The organism is Microbacterium sp. 16-032, assembly GCF_041079455.1.
In the GTDB taxonomy this organism is placed as follows: Bacteria; Actinomycetota; Actinomycetes; order Actinomycetales; family Microbacteriaceae; genus Microbacterium; species Microbacterium testaceum_A.
In genome coordinates, this window is sequence record NZ_JBFYGQ010000001.1 from 474,850 (window position 1) to 499,380 (window position 24,531).

24 protein-coding genes are annotated in these 24,531 nt (G+C 69.2%); 5 read left to right on the forward strand and 19 right to left on the reverse strand.

The genetic code is table 11. The features are described from left to right. Window positions 1-31: 31 nt before the first annotated feature. The 7 genes from AB6V31_RS02170 to rpsF all read right to left on the reverse strand — a co-directional run bounded on the left by AB6V31_RS02170 (window position 32) and on the right by rpsF (window position 5,061). Window positions 32-463 carry a cupin domain-containing protein gene (locus AB6V31_RS02170; protein WP_267788756.1) on the reverse strand — a complete coding sequence of 144 codons (432 nt, stop codon included), beginning with the start codon at window positions 461-463 and terminating at the stop codon, window positions 32-34. Continuing rightward, complete coding sequence (locus tag AB6V31_RS02175) at window positions 453-1,757, reverse strand: amidohydrolase family protein (RefSeq protein WP_369363758.1); 1,305 nt, start codon at window positions 1,755-1,757, stop codon at window positions 453-455. Before AB6V31_RS02175 ends, AB6V31_RS02170 begins: the two co-directional genes overlap by 11 nt. Beyond that, complete coding sequence (locus tag AB6V31_RS02180; protein WP_369363759.1) at window positions 1,754-3,124, reverse strand: adenosylhomocysteinase; 1,371 nt, start codon at window positions 3,122-3,124, stop codon at window positions 1,754-1,756. The genes AB6V31_RS02175 and AB6V31_RS02180 overlap by 4 nt, the downstream gene beginning before the upstream one ends. Before the next feature lie 192 nt (window positions 3,125-3,316). Then, window positions 3,317-3,769, reverse strand: a complete 453-nt coding sequence (gene rplI, locus AB6V31_RS02185; protein WP_056224965.1) for a 50S ribosomal protein L9 — start codon at window positions 3,767-3,769, stop codon at window positions 3,317-3,319. Between the two features lie 10 nt (window positions 3,770-3,779). Beyond that, the gene (gene rpsR / locus AB6V31_RS02190; protein WP_055832386.1) at window positions 3,780-4,034 is read right to left on the reverse strand and encodes a 30S ribosomal protein S18; all 255 of its coding nucleotides are present in this window, start codon (window positions 4,032-4,034) and stop codon (window positions 3,780-3,782) included. Between the two features lie 101 nt (window positions 4,035-4,135). Then, on the reverse strand, window positions 4,136-4,663 hold the full coding sequence (locus AB6V31_RS02195; RefSeq protein WP_056224967.1) for a single-stranded DNA-binding protein: 528 nt from the start codon (window positions 4,661-4,663) through the stop codon (window positions 4,136-4,138). A gap of 5 nt (window positions 4,664-4,668) precedes the next feature. Beyond that, on the reverse strand, window positions 4,669-5,061 hold the full coding sequence (gene rpsF, locus AB6V31_RS02200) for a 30S ribosomal protein S6 (protein ID WP_056224969.1): 393 nt from the start codon (window positions 5,059-5,061) through the stop codon (window positions 4,669-4,671). Between the two features lie 223 nt (window positions 5,062-5,284). On the opposite strand from rpsF, the gene AB6V31_RS02205 reads away from it, so the two are divergent. Both AB6V31_RS02205 and AB6V31_RS02210 read left to right on the forward strand, forming a co-directional pair. Next, entirely contained in the window at window positions 5,285-6,412 is a 1,128-nt protein-coding gene (locus AB6V31_RS02205) for a hypothetical protein (protein WP_369363761.1), read from the forward strand. A 2-nt stretch (window positions 6,413-6,414) separates the two neighbouring features. Further along, window positions 6,415-7,509 carry a hypothetical protein gene (locus tag AB6V31_RS02210; protein WP_369363763.1) on the forward strand — a complete coding sequence of 365 codons (1,095 nt, stop codon included), beginning with the start codon at window positions 6,415-6,417 and terminating at the stop codon, window positions 7,507-7,509. Between the two features lie 113 nt (window positions 7,510-7,622). On the opposite strand, the gene AB6V31_RS02215 is transcribed toward AB6V31_RS02210, so the two are convergent. The 6 genes from AB6V31_RS02215 to AB6V31_RS02240 all read right to left on the reverse strand — a co-directional run bounded on the left by AB6V31_RS02215 (window position 7,623) and on the right by AB6V31_RS02240 (window position 15,628). Further along, on the reverse strand, window positions 7,623-9,314 hold the full coding sequence (locus tag AB6V31_RS02215; protein WP_268102829.1) for an ABC transporter ATP-binding protein: 1,692 nt from the start codon (window positions 9,312-9,314) through the stop codon (window positions 7,623-7,625). Beyond that, window positions 9,311-10,393: an ABC transporter permease gene (locus AB6V31_RS02220; protein WP_369363765.1), complete on the reverse strand. Its 1,083-nt coding sequence runs from the start codon at window positions 10,391-10,393 to the stop codon at window positions 9,311-9,313. The genes AB6V31_RS02215 and AB6V31_RS02220 overlap by 4 nt, the downstream gene beginning before the upstream one ends. A 1-nt stretch (window position 10,394) precedes the next feature. Further along, window positions 10,395-11,468 (reverse strand): ABC transporter permease, encoded by a 1,074-nt coding sequence (locus AB6V31_RS02225; protein ID WP_074694531.1) that lies wholly within the window; start codon window positions 11,466-11,468, stop codon window positions 10,395-10,397. A 121-nt stretch (window positions 11,469-11,589) separates the two neighbouring features. Continuing rightward, entirely contained in the window at window positions 11,590-13,221 is a 1,632-nt protein-coding gene (locus tag AB6V31_RS02230; protein ID WP_056224981.1) for an ABC transporter substrate-binding protein, read from the reverse strand. A 266-nt stretch (window positions 13,222-13,487) separates the two neighbouring features. Next, window positions 13,488-14,237, reverse strand: a complete 750-nt coding sequence (locus AB6V31_RS02235; protein WP_074694529.1) for a 3-hydroxybutyrate dehydrogenase — start codon at window positions 14,235-14,237, stop codon at window positions 13,488-13,490. Then, complete coding sequence (locus AB6V31_RS02240; protein WP_074694528.1) at window positions 14,234-15,628, reverse strand: MFS transporter; 1,395 nt, start codon at window positions 15,626-15,628, stop codon at window positions 14,234-14,236. The genes AB6V31_RS02235 and AB6V31_RS02240 overlap by 4 nt, the downstream gene beginning before the upstream one ends. Window positions 15,629-15,732: 104 nt before the next feature. Here AB6V31_RS02240 and AB6V31_RS02245 point away from each other — a divergent pair, with 104 nt between their 5' ends. After that, window positions 15,733-16,638 carry a LysR family transcriptional regulator gene (locus AB6V31_RS02245; protein ID WP_369363768.1) on the forward strand — a complete coding sequence of 302 codons (906 nt, stop codon included), beginning with the start codon at window positions 15,733-15,735 and terminating at the stop codon, window positions 16,636-16,638. Between the two features lie 7 nt (window positions 16,639-16,645). Here the strand turns inward: AB6V31_RS02245 and AB6V31_RS02250 are convergent, their stop codons facing one another. Continuing rightward, entirely contained in the window at window positions 16,646-17,677 is a 1,032-nt protein-coding gene (locus tag AB6V31_RS02250; RefSeq protein ID WP_369363769.1) for a putative FMN-dependent luciferase-like monooxygenase, read from the reverse strand. Between the two features lie 130 nt (window positions 17,678-17,807). Continuing rightward, a complete protein-coding gene (sfnG, locus tag AB6V31_RS02255; protein WP_369363771.1) occupies window positions 17,808-18,941 on the reverse strand; it encodes a dimethylsulfone monooxygenase SfnG in 1,134 nt (377 codons plus the stop codon). A 123-nt stretch (window positions 18,942-19,064) separates the two neighbouring features. On the opposite strand from sfnG, the gene AB6V31_RS02260 reads away from it, so the two are divergent. After that, entirely contained in the window at window positions 19,065-20,126 is a 1,062-nt protein-coding gene (locus AB6V31_RS02260) for an LLM class flavin-dependent oxidoreductase (protein WP_369363773.1), read from the forward strand. A gap of 239 nt (window positions 20,127-20,365) precedes the next feature. Here AB6V31_RS02260 and AB6V31_RS02265 read toward each other — a convergent pair whose 3' ends face one another. Beyond that, window positions 20,366-21,679, reverse strand: a complete 1,314-nt coding sequence (locus AB6V31_RS02265; RefSeq protein WP_369363774.1) for an O-acetylhomoserine aminocarboxypropyltransferase/cysteine synthase family protein — start codon at window positions 21,677-21,679, stop codon at window positions 20,366-20,368. Beyond that, complete coding sequence (locus AB6V31_RS02270; protein WP_369363776.1) at window positions 21,672-22,613, reverse strand: RimK family alpha-L-glutamate ligase; 942 nt, start codon at window positions 22,611-22,613, stop codon at window positions 21,672-21,674. Before AB6V31_RS02270 ends, AB6V31_RS02265 begins: the two co-directional genes overlap by 8 nt. A gap of 101 nt (window positions 22,614-22,714) precedes the next feature. Here AB6V31_RS02270 and AB6V31_RS02275 point away from each other — a divergent pair, with 101 nt between their 5' ends. Next, a complete protein-coding gene (locus tag AB6V31_RS02275) occupies window positions 22,715-23,545 on the forward strand; it encodes a class I SAM-dependent methyltransferase (protein WP_369363778.1) in 831 nt (276 codons plus the stop codon). Window positions 23,546-23,803: 258 nt separating this feature from the next. Here AB6V31_RS02275 and AB6V31_RS02280 read toward each other — a convergent pair whose 3' ends face one another. Both AB6V31_RS02280 and AB6V31_RS02285 read right to left on the reverse strand, forming a co-directional pair. Next, entirely contained in the window at window positions 23,804-23,959 is a 156-nt protein-coding gene (locus AB6V31_RS02280) for a hypothetical protein (protein ID WP_369363780.1), read from the reverse strand. 163 nt (window positions 23,960-24,122) lie between these two features. Continuing rightward, a complete protein-coding gene (locus AB6V31_RS02285) occupies window positions 24,123-24,413 on the reverse strand; it encodes a hypothetical protein (RefSeq protein ID WP_369363782.1) in 291 nt (96 codons plus the stop codon). Between the last annotated feature and the right edge of the window lie 118 nt (window positions 24,414-24,531).

Consider the following 24,531-nt stretch of genomic DNA (forward strand, 5'->3'; position numbering starts at 1 on the left):
CGCCGGTGAAACCTGGGGACACGGGACGCGGCTACTCGGCGAGGCGCCAGTCGGCGAAGCTGAAGCCGGGAGAGACCACGCAACTGACCACGACCTCGGCGTCGCCTGCCGGTCGGGCCGCCTGCCAGACCCCCGCGGGCACGGTGTGCTGCAGCACGTGCCCCGCGGCGAGGTCGGGCCCGAGGGTCACGGTGCGCGCGGCCCCGGGCTGCTCTCCGTCGCCCCCGAGCGAGAGCTCGAGGGCTCCCGGGCCGTGCCAGAGCCACACCTCGTCGCTGGTCACGACGTGCCACGCGCTCTCTTCGCCCGGGGTCAGGAGGTAGTGGATGCACGTGGCCGCGGGCCGCGTGCCCGCGGGGGTCTCGACCTCGACGCTGCCGGTCCACATGCGGCGGAACCAGCCGCCCTCGGCGTGCGGTTCGAGATCGAGCAGGACGGCGGTGGCGGGACGCTCAGCGGTCATCGGCGGATACTCCGGTCTCTCGGGTGAAGGCGGCGGATGCCGAGCGCACTTCGCCGTCGATGAACGTCGCGGCGGCACGCCCCTCGCCGTCGACGACGAGGTGCTCGATGGTGTCATCGACCTCCGACACCGGCACGTCGAAGAACGCGAGATCGGCCACGGCCCCCACCGCGAGATACCCCGTGCGGGCGGGTCCGGTGTCGAGCCCCATCGCGTGCGCTCCGCCCAGGGTCGCCGCGCGCAGCAGCAGCTCCGAGAGGTCGCGGTTCGCGTACCCCTGCGCCCGCGCCAGACGGTGAAGCGCCGACACGTCGGCGAGCAGATCGAGCGAGGGACTGGATGCCAACGAGTCGGTGCCCACGGCGAGCGCGTTGCCCTCGAGCAGGTACGCGGCGACCGGCGGCTCGTCGAGACCGATGACCGCGTTCGAGCGCGGGCAGAGAGCCACGGTCGTCCCCCGCGCGCGCAGGATCGCCCGATCGCGCGCCGTCATGTAGACCCCGTGGGCGATGTGGCAATCGGGGCCGAGCACGCCGAGCTCGTCGACGAACTCGGTCGCCCCGGTGCCGAAGCCCTCGTCGCGGAGCGCGCGGAAGCTCGTCGGCCGGTGCAGCTGCCAGGGCACGGCCTCGCCGTGCTCGCGTTCGAAGGCGGCCTCGCCCAGGTGCAGGTGCAGGCGGCTGCCGCGCTCGCGCACGATGTCGGGGATCTCGAGCAACGGCTCCACGTCGAGCGAGTACGGCGCGTGCGGAGAGAGCCCCGTACCGGGAGGAGCGGGCAGCGCGTCGAGGCGCGCCTCCACCTCGGCGCGGCCGCGCTCGGCCCACGCCGCGTTCGTCCAGCTCATCACCTCCCAGTAGGTGATGCCGTGCAGCCGCGCGTCGTGCAACGCCGACGCCGCCTCGACGTCGGTGACGATGTCGGCCACCGCCGTGGTCCCCGCGGCGATCATCGCGAGCGCTCCGGTCCTGGCATCCGCCGCCCAGTCGTGACCGGCGCGATAGACGGGGGTGAACGCCTCGTCCCAGTCGTCGAAGCCCGCGTACGAGCCCCGGCCGACCTCGGCCATGCCGGTGTACTGCAGGTGCGAGTGGGCGTTGACGAGTCCGGGGGTGAGGACGCCCGGCCAGTGCACCTCGTCGAAGGCGACCCCGCGCGCCCGCAGTTCGTGACGCACCCAGTCGCGATCCCCGACGTGCCGGATGCGGCCCCCGGCCACGGCGATCGCCCCACCCGGGATGGGCGGTGCCGTCACGGGCACGACGAGGGATGCCGAATACACCACGACGCTCATGCGTCACCGCCCGCGAAGCGCGGCGACCGCCAGTCGTCGAGGCCTTCGGGGTCGAGGTCACGTCGGATGTCGACCGCCGCTCCCCGCACCGCGAGTGCCGTGCGGGCGACGAGGTCGTCGACCTCGGATCCCAGGGCGTGGACGCCCGGCGCGGGCCGCCGCTCGATCAGCTCCCCGAGGGCCGCGAGCTGCACCGAGAACGACAGGTCCATGATCTCGATGGGGTTGCCCTCGGCCGCCGTGATGTTCACCGCCCCCCCGCCGCCCAGCAGCAGAGCGGACCCCGCCTCGACGACCTCGCCCGGCACGCCCCCGGCGACCGCGACCACGCGGGCCACGGCGGCGATTTCGGGCGTCACGGTCGCGGGCACGCCGGTCGCCGACACCACCAGGGCTCCCTCGGCCAGTTCGAGCGCCCGGCCCGTGCGGAACCCGTCGTGCCGCGCCTCGAGCGCCCGCACGGGGTCGGTCTCGGCGACGCGCACCACGGCGCCGAGAGCGCGGAGGTGCGCTGCCACCCCCTGCCCGACCGGCCCGTAGCCGATGACGAGGGCCGGCTGATCGGTCAGCGCGATCCCCCGCTCCTCGAGCAGATCCGCGATCGCGAAGACGCACGACTGCCCCGTGCCGTAGCGGTTGTCGAACATGGTCTTGGTGCGCGCGTCGTTCACCGCCATCACGGCGCAGCGCAGCAGACCGGCATCCTGCATCCGGCGGAGCGGGGTCAGCCCGCTCGTCGTCTCTTCGCAGGCTCCGATCCAGCCGTCAACGAGCGCGGGATCGGCCTCGTGCGCCAGGCGGATCAGGTGCGCCCCGTCGTCGAGCAGCACGTCGAGCCCCGCGCGGAGGAACCCCAGGGCCGCCGCGCGCTCCTCGGCACCCGCGAGCGACGGATCCGCCGTCACCGCGAAGCCTCGCTCGCGCAGGTCATCGGCGACCGCGACGTCGGTCTCGTCCGGATGCGCGTACACCGACACCTCGGCGCCGCGCTCTCGCAGCAGCAGCGACAGCACGGCCGTCTTGGGCTCGAGCACCATCGCCACGCCCACCCGCAGACCGGTCAGATCGAGACGCTGAGCGAGGGCCGCGGCAACGGGCATGTGTTCTCGCGCGAAAGCGATCCGCCCCGCCGCGTCGCCCCGCTCGGGCAGGGGCCTTCCGTCGAGCAGCACCCGGTCGGCATCCAGGTCGAACTCGACGCGTCCCGCACTCGGAGAGGGACTCGGGATGCCGCCCAGCCCCACCAACAGCTCCGCCAGCGCGTCGGCGCCGGCCCCGGTCGCCGCGAAGGGGCGTCCGGCGATCATGAGGTTCGACGCGCGCGCGAAGCGGCGGACGATGCGCTCGGGTGCGCGATGGTCGGTCACGGCACTCAGCCTAGGGTCACGGCATCCCTCCCCCCGACGATCCCCGCGGCGGGCGGGTTCGGGGCGCATCCCGCACGTCGGGGCGGACAATTCACGCCCCAACCGCGAAAATCCGCCCCGAACCGATGAGGGCGAACGCGAAAAGGCCCCGCCCTGCCGAAGCAGGAGCGGGGCCGAATCGTGCGTCGCGAATTACTTCGCGGCGACCACCTGAAGGGTGATCACGGCGGTGACGTCGTCACGCAGGCGAACGGTCGCCTCGTGCTCGCCGACCGACTTGATCGAAGAGGTGATCTGGATCTTGCGCTTGTCGAGCTCGCCCAGACCGGCAGCCTTGACGGCGTCGGCGACATCGGCGGGCTTGACCGAACCGAAGAGGCGACCCTCGTTGCCGGCCTTGACGGCCAGCTTGACGGTGTTCGACTCGAGCGTGTTCTTCAGCGACACGGCCTCTTCGTGGTCGTGGATCGCGCGGGTCTCGCGAGCAGCGCGGATCGACGCGACCTGCTTCTCGCCACCACGGCTCCACGACACGGCGAAGCCCTGCGGGATGAGGTAGTTACGGGCGTACCCGTTCTTGACCTCGACAACATCACCGGCGCTACCGAGCCCGGTGACCTCATTCGTGAGAATCAGCTTTGCCATCGGGTGCTCCTTAGCGGCCGGCGCCGGCGTAGGGCAGAAGAGCCATCTCGCGCGCGTTCTTGATGGCGCGGGCGATCAGACGCTGCTCCTGCACGGAGACACCGGTGATACGACGGGCGCGGATCTTGCCGCGCTCCGAGATGAACTTGCGGAGGGTGGGGACGTCCTTGTAGTCGATGACGCCGACGCGGATCGCCTTCGCGGGGGCTGCGTTCTTCGCGCCCTTCCGCGGCTTGCGGCGGTCGCCAGTGGCCTTTCCAGCCATGCTTCCTTCTTTCGTGTGGTTCGGACGCCGAGTCGGTCACGCGGACCGGGACATGGCATCCGGAATTTCAGGGGTCGTCTCGCTCGAGAGCGGGGCGAAGTTCAGAACGGGGTGTCGTCTCCGTAGGAACCAGGAGTGCTCCACGCGTCTGCGCCGCCGTTGTTGCCGCCGCCGTTGTTCGAACCGGGCGTCGACCACGGCTCGTCGTTCGACTGCTGCACCTGCGCGCGCTGACCGCCACCGCCGCCGCCACCGTTACCGCCACCGGCGGCACGGGTGACCTGGGCGGTCGCGTAGCGGAGCGAGGGACCGATCTCATCGACTTCGAGTTCGATGGAGGTGCGGTTGTTTCCCTCGCGGTCCTGGTACGAACGCTGCTTGAGGCGACCGGTCGCGATGACACGGCTGCCCTTCGTCAGCGAACCGGCGACGTGCTCGGCGAATTCGCGCCACACCGAGGCACGCAGGAAGAGCGCCTCGCCGTCCTTCCACTCGTTCGCCTGACGGTCGAACGTGCGGGGGGTCGACGCGATGGTGAAGTTCGCGACCGGGAGCCCGTTCTGCGTGTACCGCAGCTCGGGGTCGGCCGTGAGGTTACCCACGACGGTGATGACGGTTTCGCCGGCCATCGTCGTTACTTCGCAGCCTTCTCGGCGGACTCGACCTTGCGGGGAGCGGCGGCCTTGCGGGCGGCCTTCTCCTCGGAGCGCTTGGCCTCGGCGGCGACCTGGGCGATCGCTTCTTCGGCGCGCAGGACCTTGGTGCGCATGATCTGCTCGTTCAGCTTCAGCTGACGGTCGAGCTCGTTCGTGGCCTCGCTGGTCGCGACGAAGTTGACGACGGCGTAGATGCCCTCGTTCTTCTTGCGGATCTCGTAGGCGAGACGACGGCGGCCCCAGATGTCGATCTTGTCGATGGTTCCTCCATCGGCCGTGATGACCTTGAGGAATCCGTCGAGCTTCGGAGCGACCTGGCGCTCGTCGATCTCGGGATCGAAGATGACCATGAGTTCGTACTGGTGCGTCACTAACCCACCTCCTTCGGACTAGAACGGCTGACGGGCATTTCCCGGCAGCAGGAGGGTGTGTTGCACGTCGTCACGGGCTCACACGCGCATGGGCGTCGCCGGACAACCTTCGTAGTCTAACGGATGCCGCTCGCCTCGGGGAATCGGAGATCGGTAGCGTGGACGTGACCAGACGACGGCGGGGGGCCGCATGGCAGGGATCCGACCATTCGACGCACGAGCGTTGCTGACACCGCCCGACCCCCGGGCCGCGAAGGCGTTCACCGCCGACCTGCGCAAAAGGGGTCGACTCCCGGGCACGGGCGCGGCCGTGGTCACCTTCGCCATCGCGTTCGCGCTCATCGGCGGGATCGGCGTCGTCATCATCGTCGCGGCGGTGCTACTGGCGCCGGTGCTGCGCGAAGGGTCGTTCATCCTCGGCATCCTGTTCCTCTTTCCGATCGTGCTCGGTCTCGGCGGGCTGGCGCTGGCGTGGTTCCTCGGCCAGAGGGCCCAGCGCACCCAGGAGGACCGCCGCTGGCGGCTCGCGGGATTCAGCCGCGACGTGGGCATGGAGTACGTGCCCGCGGTGCCGACTCCCCCGCTTCCGGGGGTGCTGTTCGGGGTCGGCGGAGATCGCACGGGCTACGACATCTTGCGCGGGCGCGAGCCGCGGTTCGTCGAGATCGGCAACTACTCGTACACGACGAGCGACGGCAAGAACACGCATACCTCGCGCTGGGGCTACATCGCGATCCGCCTCGACGTCCCCCTCCCCCACATCGTGCTGGATGCCGTGGGCAACGGCGTGAAACTCGGCCTGTGGGAGCGCGGGCAGCGGTTGAGCCTCGAGGGCGACTTCGACCGGTACTTCCACCTGTCGTGCCCCCAGGGCTACGAGCGCGACGCGCTGTACCTCTTCACCCCCGACGTCATGGCGCGTTTCATCGACAACGCCTCGGCGCTCGAGGTCGAGATCGTCGACGACTGGATGTTCCTCTACTCGCCCGACGAGCTCTCGACCCTCGACCCGGCCCGGTGGGCGTGGGCGTTCGCGGTCGTCTCGGCGCTGCTCGACAAGCTCGAGCAGTGGGGGCGGTGGCGCGACGACCGGCTGCAGGAGGGGGCTTCCGCGCCGCGACCCGTTCCGGTCGCCGCGACGCCGGGAGCCGTTGCGCCGATAGCCGCGGCGCCGACACCCGCGCCCCTGCCGATGACGTTCACCCCCGCGCCGGTCGGAGTCGCCCCTCCCGGTCAGAGGCTCAAACGCAGCAACGCCTGGCTCATCACCCTGCTCGTCGTGGCCGGGTCCCTCGTCGTCATCCCGCTCGTCGTCTTCGCGGCCGGCTTCCTCTTCTTCTTGGCACAGTGAACATGACTCTCGACACCACCGCTCTGACCCAACCGATCGACCGCGCGAAGGTCCGCGCCTTCAGCAAGGCGCTGCGCGAGAAGGGAATGCTGCAGAGCCGCGCGTTCACGATCATCGTGTTCGCGTTCGTGGGCCTCGCGGCCCTGTTCATCGTCGTTCCGACCTTCGTCTCGTTCATGGCGATCGCGTTCACGGGCAGCAGCGGCAGCGTCTTCGGGCTCCTGCCCTTCGCGATCATGCTCGTCATCGCGGGGCTCATCGCGTGGGCGGTCATCCGCGGGGTCGGCGGCGCCGCGGCACGCCGCTACCGGCTGAGCCTGTTCGCGAGCGCGAACGGCATGACGTGGCATCCGGGATATTCGAACCCCCGACTCCCGGGCATCATCTTCGACCTCGGCCGCAACCAGGAGCTGCACGACGTGATGCGGCGGACGAAGCCGCGCACCCTCGAGGTGGCCAACTACACGTACGAGACCGGGTCGGGCAAGAACAAGCAGACCCACCGCTGGGGATACGTGGCGTTGCGGCTCGACACCCCTCTGCCCCACATCGTGCTGGATGCCGTGGGCAACAACGGTCTGTTCGGCGGCTCGAACCTGCCGATCACGTTCGGACGCGACCAGCGCCTGAGCCTCGAGGGCGACTTCGACCAGCACTTCGCGCTGTACTGCCCCGGGGGATACGAGCGCGACGCGCTGTACCTCTTCACCCCCGACGTCATGGCCCGATTCGTCGACAACGCCGCGGCCCTCGACGTCGAGATCGTCGACGACTGGCTGTTCCTCTACGCCAAGCGCGACCTGGCGACCCTCGACCCCGCGACCTGGGAATGGCTGTTCGCCACGGTCGCCGCGATCGACGACAAGCTCGCGCAGTGGGCGCGCTGGCGCGACGACCGCCTGACCCGAGCGACGGCCGGGGCCGTGGCATCCGGGATCCCGGGGGCCACCGTCCAGGGCGCTCCCCTGCTCACCCCGCCGCCCGCGGGCGTGGCCCGCGAGGGACGGCGACTGAAGCGGGGAATCCCCGTGTGGTCGTTCGTCGTGATCGCCGGTTTCGCCGCGTGGTGGATCCTCACGACGGTCTTAGGGCGCTGACGCGGGGCACGCTCCGCCGGCGTCCGGCCCATCGCGCTGAATCACTGACCCTGCGCAATGTCAGCCGATACGACTCGGGGCCCCACGCACCACGCGCGAGGGCCCCGAGGTTGTCAGACCCCGCGGGTCGACCGCCACAGTTCGCGGCGGGCCTCCTGCTCGACCGGGTCGGGCACCGGCAGCGACACGAGCAGGCGCTTGGTGTAGTCGTCGCGCGGCTCGGTGAGCACCTGCACGGTCGTGCCCTGCTCGCGGATCACGCCCCGCTGCAGCACGACCACGCGGTCGGCCACCTCGTCGACGACGGCGAGGTCGTGGCTGATGAACAGGCACGCGAACCCGAACTCCGCCTGCAACTGCGCGAACAGCTGCAGCACGCGCGCCTGCACCGACACGTCGAGCGCCGAGGTCGGCTCATCGGCGATGAGCAGCTTCGGGTCCAGGGCGAGGGCTCGAGCGAGCGAAGCGCGCTGGCGCTGACCACCCGACAGCTCGTGCGGGTAGCGATCGCCGAACGCGGTCGGCAGCTGCACGGCATCCAGCAGCTCGTTCACGCGCTGGCGGGCGGCGCGGGCTCCCGAGACGCGACGGTGCACCACGAGCGGCTCGGCGATGCACTCCGCGATCGTGAGCAGCGGGTTGAAGCTCGTCGCCGGGTCCTGGAAGACGAACCCGATGTCGGGGCGCGTCTTGGCGAGGGTGCGGGGCTTCGCGCCGTTCATCTCGGTGCCGAGGACCGTGAGCGATCCCCCGACGACCGAGGTGAGACCGACCATCGCGCGACCGATCGTGGTCTTTCCCGAGCCGGACTCCCCCACCAGGCCGAGCACTTCGCCGGGACCGATCCAGAAGTCCACGCCCTTCACGGCGACGACCCCCGGCGATCCGAAGCGACCGGGGTACCCGATCTCGACCTTGTCGGCCACGACGAGGCTTCCCGCCGGCGGCGAGGTGGGTGCCGCATCGGCGAGCGACTGCCGCGAGCTCTTGCCGCGACCCACGTGCGGCACGGCCGCGAGCAGTTCGCGCGTGTACTCCTCGCGCGGGGCGGCGAACAGCTCGCGCACGGGCGCCTGCTCGACGATGTCACCGCGGTACATCACGATCACGCGGTCGGCGAGGTCGGCGACGACACCCATGTTGTGCGTGATGAGCACGATCGTCGCGCCGAACTCGTCGCGGCACGTGCGCAGCAGGTCGAGGATCTCGGCCTGCACCGTCACATCCAGCGCCGTGGTCGGCTCGTCGGCGATGATCAGGCCGGCGTTCAGCACGAGGGCCATCGCGATGACCACGCGCTGCTTCTGCCCGCCCGAGAACTGGTGCGGGTAGTCGTCGACGCGCTTCTCGGGATCGGGGATGCCGACGCGGCGCAGGATGTCGACGGCCTTGGTCTTCGCCTCGGACTTCGACAGCTTCTCGTGCGCGCGCAGGCCCTCGGCGATCTGCCACCCGACCGTGTAGACCGGGTTGAGGGCGGTCGACGGCTCCTGGAACACCATCGCCGCATCGCGCCCGCGCATCTCGCGCAACTGGGCGCGGGTGGCGTGCACGATGTCGGTCTGGTCGCCGTCACGCCCCCGCACGATGACCGCGCCCGACAGCGTCGCCGTCTCGGGCAGCAGCCCCAGCAGGGTGTTGGCGGTGACGGTCTTGCCCGAGCCCGACTCGCCGACGATCGCGAGCACCTCGCCCGCGTGGGCCTCGAGCGAGATGCCGTTGATCGCCGCGACCGGCTCGCCGTCGGTGGCGAAGGCGACGCGCAGGTCGTCGATCCGGGCGACGGGGGCGGTGGTGCCGGTCATGAGGGGCTCCCATCGGAGGGGGCGGATGCCGGGGACCCGGCGGGGGACGCGGTGGCCGAGGCTTCGGCCGGAGACGTCGACGGATCGACCGCGGTGACGGGAGCGGGAGCGCGACCCGCGCGGCGGCGCGTGCGCAGACGCGGGTCGCTCAGGTCGTTGAGGCTCTCGCCGACGAGGGTGATGCCGAGCACGGCGAGCACGATCGCAACTCCCGGCGGGATCGCCGTCCACCAGATTCCGCTGGTCACGTCGCTCACCGAGCGGTTGAGGTCGTAGCCCCACTCGGCGGCGGCGGTGGCCTCGATGCCGAAGCCGAGGAAGCCGAGGCCCGCCAGGGTCAGCAGCGCCTCGGAGGCGTTCAGCGTGACCACGACCGGCAGCGAGCGCGTCGAGTTGCGCAGCACGTGACGCAGCAGGATGCGTGCCGTGGGCACCCCGATCACGCGCGCCGACTCGACGAAGGGCTCGGCCTTCACGCGCACCACCTCGGCGCGGATCACGCGGAAGTACTGCGGCACGAACACCACGGTGATCGAGATGGCGGTGGCCAGGATGCCACCCCACAGGGTCGACTGCCCCTTGGTGATCGCGATCGACATGACGATGGCGAGCAGCAGCGAGGGGAACGCGTAGATCGCGTCGCACAGCACCACGAGGATCCGGTCCAGCCAGCCGCCGAAGTAGCCGCCGACGAGACCCAGGAAGATGCCGAGGAAGATCGAGAACGCGATCGCGCAGAGGATCACGAGCAGCGCGGTCTGCGCTCCCCAGATCACGCGCGAGAGGACGTCGTACCCGCCGACGGTCGTGCCGAGCAGGTTCATCGCGCTGGGCGCCTGCTGGGTGCCGAACTTCACACCGTCGGCCTCCTGCTGCGCGAACCCGTAGGGCGCGAGAAGAGGGGCGAACAGAGCCGTCAACAGGAACACCGTGGTGATCACGAGGCCGAGCACGAGCATGGTGCGCTGCAGGCCGACGCTGCGGCGCAGGTGCGAGATCACCGGCAGGCGGTCGCGAAGCGGCACCTTGCGCACCGTCACGCTGTCGTCGGAGAGGGCGGGGGTCGCGGCATCCGACATGTCAGTACCTCACTCGCGGGTCGATGATCGCCGCGATGACGTCGACCAGGAAGTTGGTGAAGGCGACCAGCACGGCGATGATCACGACGATGCCCTGCACCGCCACGAAGTCACGGGCCTTGAGGTATTCGCTGAGCATGAAGCCGAGGCCCTTCCACTCGAACGTGGTCTCGGTCAGCACCGCACCCGACAGCAGCAGGGCGATCTGCAGGCCGATCACGGTGATGATCGGGATCAGCGCGGGACGATACGCGTGCTTGGTGACCAGGCGGTACTCCCCCACGCCGCGCGAGCGCGCCGAGGTGACGTACTGGGCACCGAGGGTGCCGATGACGTTCGTGCGCACCAGACGCAGGAAGATCCCCGCCGTCAGGATGCCGAGAGCCACACCGGGCAGGATCGCGTGGATCAGGACGTCACCCGCGGCCGCCCCGTCGCCCAGGCGGATCGCATCGAGCAGGTAGATGCCCGTGGGGTTCTCGATCGAGGCGAACTTCAACTCGGTGCGGGTGCTCGCACGACCGGCGACCGGCAGGACGCTCAGCCACACCGAGAAGACGAGCTTGAGCAGCAGCCCGACGAAGAAGATGGGCGTCGCGTAGCCGAGGATCGCCCCGATGCGCAGGGTCGCGTCGGGCCAGCGGTCGCGCTTGTACGCGGCGATCAGACCGAAGGGGATGCCGATGAGCAACGCGACGAAGAGCGCGTAGATCGCGAGCTCGAGGGTGGCGGAGCCGTACTGCAGCAGGATCTCGATCACCGGACGGTTGTCGGTGAGCGTCGTGCCGAAGTCACCGCGGAGGATGCCGCCGATGTACTCGAAGTACTGCACGATCAGCGGCCGGTCGTAACCGGCCTGCGCGATGCGCTCCGCGAGCTGATCGGGGGGAAGACGGCCGCCGAGGGCGGCGGTGATCGGGTCGCCCGTGATGCGCATGAGCACGAACACCACGGTGACGAGGATGAACACCGTCGGGATGATCAGGAGCAGACGGACCAGGATGTAACGCCACAGTCCTCCGCCCTTGGGAGAGACGGGTTTGGCGATGTCGGCAGCGTCGACGGCGGTGACCATACGGGAGAGACCTCACTCAACGGGGGAACGGCGCCTCATCGCTCCGCCCTCACCCAACGACCGAGGGTACGTGACCCCCGGTCGTCGGGTGAGCGGGAACGCGCGAGGCGCCGATTCGGTCTTACTTGTGCAGCGGTGCGTAGCGGAACTTGAACGACCCGTCGAGGACGGCGCCCTCGACGCTCGAGCCCACGATCGCGACCTGCTTGCCCTGGAGCAGCGGCAGCGTCGAGAGGTCGGCGGCCACCTTGTCCTGGATCTCGCCGATCTCCTGCTCACGCGTGGTCTTGTCGGTCTGCGTCGCCTGGTCGACGAGCAGCTTCTGGACCTCGGCGTTGTCGTAGTGGTTCAGCAGGAAGTTGTCCTTCGAGAAGAACGGGGTGAGGTAGTTGTCGGCATCCGAGTAGTCGGGGAACCAGCCGAGCTGGTAGGCGGGGTACGCGTCGGCCTTGCGGTCCTTGGTGTACTGCACCCACTCGGTCTGCGCGAGGTTGACCGTGAACAGGCCGTCCTTCTCGAGCTGCGCCTTGACCGCGGCGTACTCGTCACCCGACGAGGGGCCGTAGTGGTCGCCGTTGTACTGCAGGTTCAGCGTGACGGGGGTCGACAGACCGGCCGCCTCGAGGGTCGCCTTGGCCTTGGCGGCGTCGGGCTTGCCGCTGCCGTCGCCGTACATGTCCTTCAGCGCCTCGTTGGCACCCGCGAGACCCTGCGGCACGTAGGAGTACAGCGGCGAGTAGGTGTCCTTGTAAACGTCGGTCGCGATGGCCTGGCGGTCGACGAGGTCGGCCGCGGCCTGACGGATCGCGAGCGACTTGGCGGCGTCGGCATCGGGGGTCTTCGTGCCGTACGGCATGGTGTCGAAGTTGAAGACGATGTAGCGGATCTCGCCGCCGGGGCCGTCGACGACCTTGACCGCGTCGTCCTTCTGCAGGTCGGCGACGTCGGTCGCGCTCAGGCTGCGGTAGGCGACGTCGATCGCACCCGACTGCACGTCGAGCTTGAGGTTCGACGAGTCGGCGTAGTACTTGGTCGAGATGCCGCCGTTGGCCGCCTTCGGGAGCGACCCCATGTAGTCGGCGTACGGCTTGTACGAGATGAGCTCGTTCGGCTTGTACGAGTCGATCGTGTACTGACCGGCGAAGGCCTTGCCCTCGACGATCGCGTCGTCCGAGGTGACGGCGGTGGCCGAGAAGACCTCTTCGTCGACGATCGGCGCGGCGGGGCTCGAAAGGATCTGGGGCCAGACCTGGTCGTTGCCGTTCTTCAGCGTGAACACGACCGTCGTGTCGTCGGGAGCGGCGACGCTCTCGAGGTTGCCCAGCAGCGACGCGGGGCCGTTCGGGTCGTTGATCGCGACCTGGCGGTCGAACGAGAACTTCACGTCGGACGACGTGAGGTCGTGGCCGTTCGCGAACTTCAGGCCCGACTTGAGCGTGACCGTGTACTCGGTCGGCGAGGTGAACTCGGCCGACTCGGCGATGTCGGGGGTGACCTCGGACGTGCCGTACTGGCTGTTCATGAGGAAGGGGTAGATCTGCGTCATGACGGCGAACGATCCGTTGTCGTACGAGCCGGCCGGGTCGATCGAGGTGATCTTGTCGGTGGTGCCGATGACGAGGGGGTCGGTCGAGCCGCCGTCGGAGGCGCCGCCTCCGGTGGTGGTCGTGCAACCTGCCAGAACAAGGGCCGAGGCGCCGAAGGCGCCGATGACGAGGCCGAGACGGCCCCGCCCACTGATGTGCAGTGTCATGAATTACCTCTGCTGTGAAGTGTCGACTGCGACAAGCGCCGTAGTCCCTCGGACATCCTTGACCGGGGAAGTGTCAACGGTAAACCCGATCCGCGCATATTTACGAGACCGAAACCCGCCGGAGACGGCACCGGGTACCGATTCCCGTCGGATGCGTTCCGGCGTTCAGCCCCCCAGGAGCGGAAATATTCCTGTTCGGGAGGCCTTCTCGCGATGACCGCGAACAGAGAATTCACCCGCTGCGGGCCCCGGGGCGTCCCCGACCGTCAGTGCGCCGACCACCCGCCGTCCATGAGGTAGCTCGAGCCGGTGACCATCGCGGCATCCGGACCCGCCAACCACAGGGCGAGAGAGGCGACCTCCGCGGGCTCGACGAGGCGCTTGATCGCGGCATCCTTCAACAGGATCGTCTCGAGCACCTGCCCCTCGGCGATGCCGTGCGTGCGGGCCTGATCGGCGATCTGCTTCTCGACCAGCGGCGAGCGCACGTATCCGGGATCGATGCACACGCTCGTCACCCCGTGCGGGCCGCCCTCGAGCGCGGTGGTCTTGGACAGCCCCTCGAGGCCGTGCTTGGCGGTGACGTACGCCGACTTGTACTCCGAGGCGCGGATGCCGTGCACGCTCGAAACGTTCAGCACCCGCCCGAACCCGCGCTCGTACATGCCGGGCAGGGCGGCGCGGATCAGCAGGAACGGGGCCTCGAGCATGAGCCGCAGCATGAACGAGAAACGCTCGGGGTCGAACTCCTCGATGGGGCTGACGTGCTGGATGCCGGCGTTGTTGACGAGGATGTCGACGTCGAGGTGCAGCTCGCGCAGGGCCGCAGTGTCGGAGAGGTCGACGTGCCACGCCTCGCCCCCGACCTCGGCCGCCACGCACTCTGCCTGTTCGCCATTCACGTCGGCGACGGTGACGTGGGCCCCGGCGCCGGCGAAGGCGCGGACGATCGCTTCGCCGATCCCGCTCGCTCCCCCGGTGACGAGGGCGCGGCGGCCGGTCAGGTCGGTGCTCATCGGGCTCCCCTCACCCCCGTCGTCGCCGGGGCCGCCGCGGTGCGTGCGGCGTCGGCGGCGTCGATGTCGCGCAGCGAGATGCCCCGCGTCTCCTTCAACGACAGCACGGCGATCGAGGTCACGATGCACGCCACGACGATGTAGATCGCGATGGGCAGCCACGAGCCGAAGTCGCGCAGCCACTGCGTCGCCAGGATCGGGGCGAGCGAACCCGCGAGGATCGCCGTGACCTGCGCGCCCAGCGAGACGCCCGAGTAGCGCATGCGGGTCGGGAACAGCTCGGCCATGACCGCGGGCTGCGGGGCGTACATCCCGGCGTGGAAGATCAGACCGATCGTCACCGCGAGCACGATCATCACGGGGTTGAGCGTGTCGAACATCGGGAAGGCGAAGAACGCCCAGGTTGCGCTGAGGACCGCCCCCGCGAGGTACACCGGGCGGCGACCGACGCGGTCGGACAGGCGGCCGAGCGGCGGAATCACGGCGAAGTGCACGATGTGGGCGATCAGCAGGGCCAGCAGCAGCTGACTGGTGTCGTACGAGTGCACGATCTTCAGGTAGACGATCGAGAAGCTGACGACGATGTAGTAGACGATGTTCTCGGCGAAGCGCACGCCCATCGCCTGCACGACGCCCTTCGGGTAGCGGCGCAGCACCTCGACGACACCGAACGACGTCGCCTTCTCTTTCTCGACCTGCGCCTTGGCCTCGAGGAAGATCGGGGCCTCTTCGACGTGGCGGCGGATCCAGAAGCCGACGAGCACGATCACGGCCGACAGCCAGAACGCGATGCGCCAGCCCCAGTCGAGGAAGGCGGCGGGGCTGAGCACGAACGAGGTGATCAGCAGCACGAGGGTCGCCAGCAGATTGCCCACCGGAACGGCGGCCTGCGGCCAGCTCGACCAGAACGCGCGACGACGGTCGGGGCTCTGCTCGGCCACGAGCAGCACGGCGCCGCCCCACTCCCCGCCGACCGCGAAGCCCTGGATGAAGCGCAGGGCGACGAGCATCGCGGGAGCCCAGTAGCCGACGCTCGCGAAGCCGGGCAGGCAGCCCATGAGGAAGGTCGCGACGCCGACGATGATGATCGTGGCCTGCAGCGTGGGCTTGCGGCCGAAGCGGTCGCCAATCTGGCCGAATACGATCCCGCCGAGGGGGCGCGCGATGAAGCCGACAGCGTAGGTGACGAACGCGGCGATGATGCCGTCGAGTGGCGAGCCGGACGAGGGGAAGAAGAACGTGCCGAAGACCAGGCTCGCGGCCGTGGCGTAGAGGAAGAATTCGTACCATTCGACGACCGTGCCGGCCATCGAGGCGGCGACGACCCGACGGATGCGGTTCGAGGCGGGGGCGTCTGCGCTGCGGCGCGACGCGGCGGTGGGGGGTTCCATGCTGCTCCTTCGGTGTCGACGGTGACGACCGCGCCTCAGTCTGAGGTGGTCCGCGGCGCGCGACAATGCCCAGTCCCGCTCCCCCGCTGTGCAGAATTGCACACATGGATGCCGGAAGCGTGCGCGCAGATGACTTGCTGATGCTGTTGGCCGTGGCCCGCACGGGTCGGTACACAGCGGCCGCGCAACTGCGCGGTGTCGATCACACCACCGTCGCGCGGCGGATCGCCGCCCTCGAGGAGGCCCTGGGCGGCAGGCTCGTCGCGCAATCCGGCCGCGGGTGGGAGCTCACGACACTGGGTGCGCACGCCGCCGAGACCGCCGGGCGCATCGAGGCGGCGATGTCGCAGCTCGCCGCCGGGGGAGTTGAGCCCGACCCGGTGTCGGGGGTCGTCCGCATGTCGGCCACCGACGGGTTCAGCGCCTACATCGCCGCTCCCGCCATCGCGAGCCTGCGCGAACGGCATCCGGATCTCGTCGTCGAGGTCGTCGCCGCCCAACGCCGAGCCGCCCTGCACCGCCCCGGCCTCGATCTCGAGGTGGTCGTCGGGCAGCCTCAGACCTCGCGCGGGAAGACCGTCGAGCTGGGCTCGTACGCTCTCGGCATGTACGCCTCGCGCTCGTACCTCGAACGCCACGGGCGCCCACGCGATCTCGACGAGCTGCAGACGCACGGCCTCGTGTACTTCGTCGACGCGATGCTCCAGGTCGAGGCCCTCGATCTGCCCCGCCGCGTCGTGCCCCGCATGCGCGACGGGGTCACCTCGACGAACGTGCTCGTGCAGGTCGAGGCGACGCGCGCCGGGGCCGGCATCGGCATGCTCCCGTGCTTCGTCGCCGACCGCCACGCCGACCTCGAGCGTCTGCTGCCCGAGACGATGACCGAGCGGCTGCCCTACTGGATGGTCGTGCGTGCCGACTCGATGCGCATCCCCGCCGTGGTCGCCCTGGCCGACGCGCTGCGCGAGCAGACGGCGTGGTCGAAGGCGATGCTCGACGGGGTGGGATGAGGCGTCGTCAGGTCGCGGTGCCCAGCGCGCGGAGCTCGTCCGCAGCCTCGGCGCCCGTCCGCAGGCCGAGCTGGGGCGCGACCTCGGTCGCCAGGAGCTCGATCGACCGGAGTGTCACCTCGTGGACCGGATCGACGGAGTGCACCTGGAACGCCACATCGGTCGCGAGCTCCAGGGTGCGATCTTTGTGGAGTGACGCGACGACGTCGTCGACCGTGCCCAGGTGGGTGTTGGTGAGCGCCGCCAGATCGCGCAGGTCGCCGTCAGCATTCTGCTGGAGGAATGTACGCGCGAGGCGCCGGATGCCGGCATCCGCGCCCGCCCACACCTCCCCGCGACGATCGGCATCGACGACCACCGCGGTGCGTGACGCCAGGATGCGTGGAGCGACGCCGCCGGGGAGTGCTGCGAGGTACGCCTCGACGATCGGCACCTGCACCTCGTGCAGATCGTGACCGTCATCGCGCGGCTGCGTGCGCGAGAGCAGCAGTCCATCACCGGCGGCCCCCGCACGACGGCCGCCATCGACCGAGAACGTCGCCTGCCAAAGCCGACCGCCGAGGTACGGTGCCGGGGGGTTGAGGCGCAGATCGGTGTTCCGGATGCCGCGCCCGGCGAAGGCGTCGCGCAGCACCTCGACGTGCGCCGCCTGAATCGCCCGGCGGTCGTCGGACGACCGCTCGAACGCCGCGAACGATGAGGGTGTGCCGCCCGTCCCGATGCCCAGCTGCACGCGCCCGCTGCTCAGGGCGTCGACGAACGCGGCGTCTTCGGCCACGCGCACGGGGTCGTCGATGGGGAGGGTCACGATCCCCGTTCCCAGCGCGATGCGCTCGGTCTGCACGGCCGCCGCCGCGAGGAACGGGAACGGCGACGGCAAGCCGCCCTCGTCGCGATCGAAGTGATGCTGCGCCACCCACAGCGAGGCGAATCCGAGCTGATCGGCGGAACGGACCTGCTCGAGCGCCTTTCGATAGCGGTGGCCGTCGGTGCCGGCATCCAAGATCCGCGTGAAGAATCCGAGGCGTGCGCCGCTCATGCGACCTGTCCCTCCCGGGCCGCCGCGCGGCCCCTTCTCGACGTATGCACGGAGTGGAATACCCCGATACTCCCAGGCTAGGCCTGGATACGCGCGCCGGGACCGATCTCGGGAGCCGTTCGGCGGAAACTCAGCGCGCGGCTACCCCGATCGGATCGCCCGTCCGCGCCAGGTCCGCCTCGAGTTCGCGGACGATCGGGATCACCGTCTCGCCGAAGTGCTCCAGCTCCTCCTGGAAGTGCAGGAAGCCGAGCAAGAAGAGATCGACCCCGCGCTTCTTGTACTCGATGATGCGCTCGGCGATCTGCTGCGCATCTCCGAACAGCTGGGTGCGGAACCCGTCGTTGTACTGCACGAGGTCCTCGAGCGAAGAGTCCGCCCACATGCCCTTCTTGTCGGCCGTGGAATTGCCCGCCTCCTGCACGCTCTTGCGGAAGCCCTCGACGGCGCCCGAGTCGGCGTGGGCGATGATCTCGCGCAACTGCGCCTCGGCCTCGGCGCGGCTGTCGCGCTGGATGACGAAGCCGTTCAGCCCGAAGCGCGTGCGTCGACCGTGCTCGGCCGCGACGCGGGTGACGTCGTCGTACTGCTCGGTGAAACCGTCGAAGTCCTTGCCGTTCGAGAAGTACCAGTCCGAGAACGCACCGCCGTTGAAGCGCGCAGCCGTGGAGTTGCCGCCCTGGAAGATGTCGGGGTGCGCCCGCCCGGGCACCTCGAACGGGAACGGGCGCAGCGTGAAGTCGGTGATGTCGTAGTACGTGCCGTGGAACGAGAACTTCTCCTGCGTCCACAGACCGCGCAGCACCTGGATGAACTCGGCCGCGCGCTCGTACCGCTCGTCGTGCTCGAGCCACTCCAGCCCCAGGTCGGTGTACTCGTCCTTGAACCACCCGCTGACGACGTTGACCGCCGCACGACCGTGCGAGAACTGATCCGCCGTGTTGATGAACTTCGCCAGGACAGCCGGATGCCAGATGCCGGGGTGGATGGCGGCGATGACCTTGAGCTTCTCGGTTGCCAGCAGCAGAGCCAGGCTGATCGAGGTGGACTCGTGCTGCTGCGCGGCGCCATAGCTGGAGGCGTACCGCACCTGGCTCAGGGCGTACTCGAACCCGACCCGCTCGGCCGTGCGAGCCAGCTTCACGTTGTAGTCGTAATCCCAGTCGGTGCGCTGTTCGATCGAGCTGATGACGAGCCCGCCGCTGACATTGGGCACCCAGTAGGCGAATTTCAGCGGCTCGTGGGTGGGCGGAAAGTCGGTCATGGGGTTCTCCTCGCGGATCGGAACCCGGCAAACTTCGCACCGCTTCGGTCATCGGTCAACGACATGTGACGGACCGTTTCGCCCCGTGACGCCGGGCGACGCCCACCGGGTGAGGATGGAGCCATGACCTCCCCCCAGCGCGTGCGTTTCGGCTACTGGACCCCCATCTTCGGCGGGTGGCTGCGCAACGTCGACGACGAGCAGACGCCCGTGTCGTTCGCCCACATCGCCGAGATCGCCCGGGCGGCCGAAGAGGGCGGATTCGATCTGACGCTCATCCCCGAGCTGAACCTCAACGACATCAAGGGCGTCGAGGCGCCGTCGCTCGACGCCTGGGCGGTGACCGCGGGACTCGCCGCCGTGACCTCGAAGCTCGAGCTGCTCGCGGCCGTGCGCCCGGGCTTCCACAACCCCTTCCACACCGCCAAGCAGGCGGCGACCATCGACGAGATCAGCGGGGGACGCTTCACCCTGAACGTCGTCTCGGCGTGGTGGGCCGAAGAGGCCAAGCAGTACGACGGCCTCTTCAGCGCCCACGACGACCGCTACGCCCGCACGATCGAGTGGGTCGAGGTGCTGCGCGGGCTGTGGTCCGAGACGCCGTTCGCGTACGAGGGGGAGTACTACCGCACCGAGGGGACGTACCTCGAGCCGAAGCCTCAGGTGCGGCCGCGCCTGTACGCGGGCGGCGAGAGCGAGGCGGGACGCAACGCGATCACGCGCTTCGCCGACGCGTATCTGACGCACGGCGGCACCCTCGAGGAGCTCGAGACGAAGGTCGCCGACATGCGCCGGCGCCGGGCCGAGGCCGGGGCCACGCCGTTCGAGGCGTTCGGAATGGCGGCGTACGCCGTCGTGCGCGACACCGAAGACGAGGCGCAGGCTGAGATCGACCGCATCACGGATGTGCGCGGGGGAGCGGCCTACGGCTCGTACCAGGACTTCGTGAGCAAGTCGAAGCTCGACACCCAGGTCGACCTCAAGGAGTACTCGGTCTCGAACCGCGGCCTGCGGCCGAACCTCGTCGGAACCCCTGATCAGGTTGCGCAACGCATCGTCGCCTTCGCGAACGTCGGCGTCTCGACCCTGCTGCTGCAGTTCTCGCCGCACCTGCCCGAGATGCAGCGCTTCGCCGCCGAGGTGATCCCGCGCGTCCGGCGCCTGGAGGCGCAGCGCGACGCCTGACGGGGCGTCGCGAAGGCGGGCTCGTCCGGTGAGGCGTGCATGAACGTGCGGGCTCGTGCCGTGCCGTTCCCTTCCCGTTGAGTGTCCAAGACACCCGGACGACGTCGAAAACCGTCCGCGTGTTCTGGCCACTCGTGGGGTTTAGCGGGGAGGGATGCCGGGAACCGGGCGCGTGCACGAATGCCGGGCCGTGCGCACACCGAAGCCCGGGGCGCCGGGAACCCTCCGTGACGGGAGCGTCAGCTGGCCGCGCGAAGCGCCTGATCGAGGTCGGCGATGAGGTCTTCGGCGTCTTCGAGGCCGATCGACAACCGGATGAGGCCGTCACCGATGCCGAGGCGATCGCGCGTCTCTTGCGTGAAGCCGAGGTGTGTTGTGGTCGCGGGGTGCAGGGCCATGGATCGGGTGTCGCCGATGTTGGTCATGCGGCTGAACAAGCGCAGGGCGTCGAAGAACCGCTCGGCTGCGGGACGGCCCCCGCGCACGGTGAACGAGAACACCGAACCCGAGAGACCGCCGTAATCGCGCACCGCGAGCGCGTGCTGCGGGTGCGAGGGCAGGCCCGCGTAGTCGACGCTCTCGACGGCGGCGTGCTCCTCCAGCCACTCGGCGACCGTGCGGGCGGTCGCGAGGTGCTGGCGCATGCGCACCGACAGGGTCTCCATGCCCTGCTGCAGCAAGAAGCCGTTGAGCGGCGAGAGCGCCGGCCCGGTGTCGTTCGCGATGCCGAACCGCAGCGACAGCTCGAATGCGCGCGGCCCGAACGCATCGACGAACGACGCGTGCCCGGCGATGGCCGTGTCGGTGAGCGAGGGATAGGACCGAGTGGATGCCACCCAATCGAACGTCCCACCGTCGACCACGGCGCCCGCGAGGTTCGCGCCGTGCCCAGAAAGGAACTTCGTCGCCGAGTGCACGACGATGTCGGCTCCGTGCTCGATCGGGCGGATGAGGAACGGCGTCGCGATGGTGTTGTCGACGACGAGAGGGATGCCGTGCCGCTGCGCGACGCGAGCGACGGCGTCGATGTCGACGACGTCGTTCTTGGGGTTCGGCAGCGTCTCGGTGAAGATCGCCTTCGTCTCGGGGCGGATCAAGGCGTCCCATTCGGCGTCGTCCGCGGGGTCCCAGACGTACTCGACGGTCACGCCCATGCGGGCGAAGGTGCGGTCGAAGAGCACGCGCGTTCCGCTGTAGATGCTCGCGGTCGAGACGATGTGCTCGCCGCTGCCGGCGAGACCGAGCAGGGCGATGGTGATCGCCGCCTGGCCCGAGCCGACGACGATCGCGCCCGAACCGCCTTCGAGCGACGCCAATCGCGCCTCGGCCACCTGGTTGGTGGGGTTGGCGTTGCGCGAGTAGAGGTGGCCGAGATCGGCTCCCGCGAACCGGTCGGTCGCTTCTTGGAACGAGTCGAACCGATAGGCGGCCGACAGGTGCACCGGTGTGATGCGCGAGCCGTGCGTCAGGTCTTCGACCTCGCCCGCGTGCACCTGGCGCGTGGCGAAGCCGAAGCCCCGCCAGTCGGAGTGCGGGGGAGCGGCCTCAGCCACGGAGACCGACCGCTTCTTTCGGCAGCAGCGAGCCGAGCCAGCGAACGATCTCGCGCGGCCCGGAGCGCGGCGCGGTCGCCTCGACGTCGGGGTTGTAGTTCGTGTTGGTGTTGACGTCGTAGGTGACGGTCCGGCCGTCGCGCGTCTCGATGAACTCGATGCCCGCGATGCCCACACCCTCTGCCGCGAGGAAGGCGAGGTAGCGGTCGATGAGCGCCGGATCGACGTCGTCGCGACGACGGAACAGCGGCTCGGGCTCGACACCGTCGGCGCCCGGGATCGCGCAGGCCTCGGCCGGGCAGAGCTCGAAGCTGCCCGCGCTCGTGTCGACGCGCACCGCGTAGACGAACTCACCGGCGACGAACTCGGCGCGCGTGATGAAGGGCGCCTGCGCGACCAGCAACTCTTGCAGGAGGGTGATGCCGTCGGGGGAGGGCTCGAAGTCGGCGCCGGCCACCCACGCCGAGAACTCGTCGACGGAGTCCCAACGGCGCACGCCGAGGCCCTTTCCGCCCTGATTGTGCTTGCTGATGAAGGGCGCCCCGAACTCCCGCGCCTTGGCGACGAGATCGTCGGTGCCGAAGACGGCGACGGTGCGCGGAACGTCGATCCCCGCGTGACGCAGGGCGGCATGCTGCGCCACCTTGCTGACCTCGAGCTCGAGAACGTCGGCACCGTTGATGACCGTTCGTCCCCACGACGCCAGCCACCGCAATACGGCCCGACCGAACTCCTTGCTGTGCGCGTGATCGCGCGTGTGCGCCGATGCGCTCAACCGCGACCAGAACACTCCCTCGGGAGGCTCGACCGCGAGGTCGATCGACCCGTCCGTGAGCAGCCACTCCTCGAACGGCACGCCCTCCGCCTCGAACGCCACCGCGAACGGCGGAATCCACTGGGGGTTCTCGTGGATGACATAGACCTTGCCCGACATGCCGCCAGGCTAACCCGCACCTCCGACATCACGCCCGCCCCGCGTCACGCGGCGACACCGGGTCATGGCATCCCTAGGCTCGATTCCCGGAAAGGGATGCCATGACCTCCGACTACATCGACGCCAACCGCGCCAACTGGAACGAGCGCGCGACGCTGCACGCCGCCCGGGACGGATCGGGATACGGAATCGCGCGCTACATCGACGACGCCGACGCGCTCTCGGACGTGGTGCGTTTCGACCGGCCGCTGCTGGGCGACATCTCAGGCAAGCGCACCGCGCACCTGCAGTGCCACATCGGCACCGACACCCTGTCTCTGGCCCGTCTCGGCGCGACGGTGACCGGTCTGGACTTCTCCGAGAACGCCGTCGCCGAGGCCCGCCGCCTCGCTGCCGACGCGGGCGTCGACGTCGAGTTCGTCCAGGCGGATGTCCGGGATGCCGCTGACGTCCTGCCCCGCGGAGCCTTCGACCTCGTCTACACCGGGATCGGCGCCCTGTGCTGGCTGCCATCGATCTCGGAGTGGGCCGGCGTCGTGGCCGAGCTGCTCGCTCCGGGAGGGACGCTGCACATCCGCGAGGGGCATCCCGTCCTGTGGGCGATGAACGAAGACCTGCCGGGCTTGTCCCTGACGTTCCCGTACTTCGAGCAGACCGCCCCGTTGGAGTGGGACGACGACAGCACGTACGTCGAGGTGGCCGCGCCCCTGAAATCGACGCGGACGTACGAGTGGAACCACAGCCTGGGCGAGATCGTCACCGCCCTGCTCCAGCGTGGCCTGCGCCTCGACACGCTGGTCGAGCACGAAAGTGTGCCGTGGGAAGCGCTGCCCGGCCGCATGACGCTTCGCAGCAACGGCGAATACGCGCTGACCGAGCAGCCGTCTGTCGTGCCGCTCAGCTACACGATCAGGGCGACGAAGGTGGCGTGAGGGTCGGCTGGGGTGAACTCAGTTCAGTCAGATCTCCCTCTACGCAGGGACTCAACACCTGAAGACCGGCGAACGTGGCGCTGAACTGCAGCCGGGTCAGAGTTCCGTCCTGCTTCGAGCCCTGCAGGAAGGGCGGATCCGACACGACATAGGACCCGGGTCTGTCGGAAACGGGTTCGGCGCGAGCGGAGAGTCCGAGCCCATCCCACTTCTCGGCGACTTCCGCAGACAGCGCGCCAACATCACCTTTTGTGGGCTCTAGGCGTTCCACAAAGAAGAGAAGCCGAACGAGCCGTCCGCCTTGATCATCACATTCCACCCACGCTGGCCGCGGAGTTCAACCAGATTCTCCGAGAAACTGCTGAGTTGCTCGGAGGGTTTTTGTGCGCGCTTCTCGGCGGTCTGGACGGTCATGCGATTTTCCCAACCGTAGTCATTCGGCGTACACCCCGTCGCCATGATCGACATAGCAATCAGCGCGACCAAACTCCTCAGTCGCCGAAAACGCAAGGGCTCGACGTAGCCGAATGACGGTGAGGCGAGATACACGAGAGCCTTGGACGCGTAGGGTCCAACCTCAGGAGCCTGCGAGAAGGTGATCGAGATCCCCCTCGATGCACGGGCTCATCACCTGCAGGAAGATCGCCTCACTGGAGAGGGAGAGCTGAGTGAGGGTTCCGTCGGGATTGGCGCCCGTCAGGTATGTGGGATCCGAGACGACAAGACCCGCATCACCTCCTGCGAGGACTTCGGAAGTCACCGTGGGTTTCCTGCCGACGAGCTGCCAAGCGTCAACCACCGCCTGAGCAAGTGCAGGAGTCGGTTCGGGCCTCTCGGTCAGGCTTTGGGCAACGAACGTCAGCTGCACGTGACCCTCTCGGGGCTTCTCGCAAGGTCCCCAGGTGACTTCGGTCGTCCACCCTCCGGCGGGTACCACCGCGGACGTTCTTGCAAGAACATCCCGAGCATCCTGCTCGGCAGCATCG

Excerpts from the sequence above, each read along its gene's own strand:
- AB6V31_RS02230 (WP_056224981.1), bottom strand. The coding sequence starts at position 13,221 with ATGACACTGCACATCAGTGGGCGGGGCCGTCTCGGCCTCGTCATCGGC.
- sfnG (WP_369363771.1), bottom strand. The coding sequence starts at position 18,941 with ATGACCGACTTTCCGCCCACCCACGAGCCGCTGAAATTCGCCTACTGG.
- AB6V31_RS02195 (WP_056224967.1), bottom strand. The coding sequence starts at position 4,663 with ATGGCCGGCGAAACCGTCATCACCGTCGTGGGTAACCTCACGGCCGAC.
- AB6V31_RS02280 (WP_369363780.1), bottom strand. The coding sequence starts at position 23,959 with ATGACCGTCCAGACCGCCGAGAAGCGCGCACAAAAACCCTCCGAGCAA.
- AB6V31_RS02175 (WP_369363758.1), bottom strand. The coding sequence starts at position 1,757 with ATGAGCGTCGTGGTGTATTCGGCATCCCTCGTCGTGCCCGTGACGGCA.
- AB6V31_RS02250 (WP_369363769.1), bottom strand. The coding sequence starts at position 17,677 with ATGAGCGGCGCACGCCTCGGATTCTTCACGCGGATCTTGGATGCCGGC.
- rpsR (WP_055832386.1), bottom strand. The coding sequence starts at position 4,034 with ATGGCTGGAAAGGCCACTGGCGACCGCCGCAAGCCGCGGAAGGGCGCG.
- AB6V31_RS02245 (WP_369363768.1), top strand. The coding sequence starts at position 15,733 with ATGGATGCCGGAAGCGTGCGCGCAGATGACTTGCTGATGCTGTTGGCC.
- AB6V31_RS02275 (WP_369363778.1), top strand. The coding sequence starts at position 22,715 with ATGACCTCCGACTACATCGACGCCAACCGCGCCAACTGGAACGAGCGC.
- AB6V31_RS02215 (WP_268102829.1), bottom strand. The coding sequence starts at position 9,314 with ATGACCGGCACCACCGCCCCCGTCGCCCGGATCGACGACCTGCGCGTC.
- AB6V31_RS02210 (WP_369363763.1), top strand. The coding sequence starts at position 6,415 with ATGACTCTCGACACCACCGCTCTGACCCAACCGATCGACCGCGCGAAG.
- rplI (WP_056224965.1), bottom strand. The coding sequence starts at position 3,769 with ATGGCAAAGCTGATTCTCACGAATGAGGTCACCGGGCTCGGTAGCGCC.
- AB6V31_RS02225 (WP_074694531.1), bottom strand. The coding sequence starts at position 11,468 with ATGGTCACCGCCGTCGACGCTGCCGACATCGCCAAACCCGTCTCTCCC.
- AB6V31_RS02235 (WP_074694529.1), bottom strand. The coding sequence starts at position 14,237 with ATGAGCACCGACCTGACCGGCCGCCGCGCCCTCGTCACCGGGGGAGCG.
- AB6V31_RS02270 (WP_369363776.1), bottom strand. The coding sequence starts at position 22,613 with ATGTCGGGCAAGGTCTATGTCATCCACGAGAACCCCCAGTGGATTCCG.
- AB6V31_RS02240 (WP_074694528.1), bottom strand. The coding sequence starts at position 15,628 with ATGGAACCCCCCACCGCCGCGTCGCGCCGCAGCGCAGACGCCCCCGCC.
- AB6V31_RS02170 (WP_267788756.1), bottom strand. The coding sequence starts at position 463 with ATGACCGCTGAGCGTCCCGCCACCGCCGTCCTGCTCGATCTCGAACCG.
- AB6V31_RS02260 (WP_369363773.1), top strand. The coding sequence starts at position 19,065 with ATGACCTCCCCCCAGCGCGTGCGTTTCGGCTACTGGACCCCCATCTTC.
- AB6V31_RS02220 (WP_369363765.1), bottom strand. The coding sequence starts at position 10,393 with ATGTCGGATGCCGCGACCCCCGCCCTCTCCGACGACAGCGTGACGGTG.